Origin of the sequence: Micromonospora sp. M61, assembly GCF_018070245.1 — a bacterium.
Taxonomy (GTDB): Bacteria; Actinomycetota; Actinomycetes; order Mycobacteriales; family Micromonosporaceae; genus Micromonospora; species Micromonospora zamorensis.
Genome location: NZ_JAGPYA010000147.1, coordinates 1 through 1,377, shown reverse-complemented (window position 1 = coordinate 1,377; position 1,377 = coordinate 1). Strand labels below are relative to the sequence as shown.

The following is a 1,377-nucleotide window of genomic DNA, read 5'->3' as shown; positions in this document are numbered from 1 at the left end:
CCGGTGCCCTACCCGCTGATCGGCTTCGGCTACGAGGAGGTCGGCGAGGTCGTCGAGGTGGCGCCGGATGTCACCGACCGCCACCCCGGGCAACTCGTCTGGGGCATCTGGGGGCACCGGGCCGAGGCCGTGCTCGCCGCCGAGGCGGTGAATCCGCTCCCCGCCGGGTTGGACCCGCTCGCCGCGGTCTTCGCCCGCCCGGGGGCCATCGCGCTGACCGCCGTGCTCGCCGGTGACCTGCACCTCGGCGACTGGGTCGCCGTCTTCGGGCAGGGCGTCATCGGGCTGCTCGCCACTCGACTCGCCGTGCTCTCCGGCGCCCGGGTGGTGGCCGTGGACCCGGTGCCCGGCCGGTTGGAGCACGCCGCCCGGTACGGCGCGCGAACCACTGTGGACGTCCGCGCCGAATCCGCAGCCGCCGTGCTGCGTCGGGCCACCGACGGCCGGGGCGCGGACGTCTGCCTGGAGTTGTCCGGGGCATACCCGGCGTTGCACGAGGCGATTCGATCCACCGCACACGCCGGTCGGGTCGTGGCCGCCGGCTTCTACCAGGGCCAGGCCGACGCTCTCGGCCTCGGCGAGGAGTTCCACCACAACCGCATCCAGTTGGTGGCCGCCCAGGTCTCCGGGCCCACCCCCGCGCCGAGCATGGCCGGGCGGTGGACCGGTGACCGGGTCGCGCAGACCTTCATGGACCTGGTGGCCGAACACAGCGTCGATCCGTTGCCGCTGGTCAGCCACATCGTCGACGCCAGCGCGGTCGCCGACGCCCTCGCGCTGCTCGACCGCGGCGCCGGTGACGTCCTCCAAGTGGTGCTGAGGTTCTAGATGACCACCATCGCGCTGGCCTGCCAGGAACAACTCCTGCCGGGCACCAACCTGATCCAGAAGTACGCCCTCGCGGCCGCCCTCGGCTACCAGGGCATCGAGCTACGCGGACGCGGTGACCTCGCGTTCGCCCGTCGCCTGCCCGAGCTGCGCCGCGCCCGCGCCGCCGGGGTGGTGATGCCCACCGTCTGCGTCGAGATGGACCACTTCATCGGCGACTTCGACCCCGCCCGGTCCGCCGACGCCGTGCGCAACCTGCGCTCCCAACTGTCGGTCATCGGCGAGCTGGGCGGCATCGGCGTGATGACACCGGCCGCCTGGGGCATGTTCTCCCGGCGGCTGCCGCCGTTCGAGCCGCCGCGCCCGCCGGCCGGTGACCGGCAGGTGCTCCTCGACGCCCTGGGCGAGCTGGGCGAGCACGCCCGGGCCGAGGGGGTCACCCTCTTCCTCGAACCCCTCAACCGGTACGAGGACCACATGGTCAACCGTCTCGACGAGGCGGTGGCGCTCTGCGCCGCTGTCGGGTTGCCGTCGGTCCGGGTGGTCGCG

General features: G+C 73.6%; 2 protein-coding genes. Both read left to right on the top strand.

The window, feature by feature from the left end; all coding sequences use genetic code 11:
- Nucleotides 1-828, top strand: an 828-nt coding sequence (locus tag KBX34_RS32970) for a zinc-binding alcohol dehydrogenase (protein WP_210928977.1), incomplete at its 5' end; no start/stop codon positions are given.
- Nucleotides 829-1,377: sugar phosphate isomerase/epimerase family protein (locus KBX34_RS32965; protein ID WP_210928976.1), on the top strand; the 549-nt coding region annotated here is incomplete at its 3' end.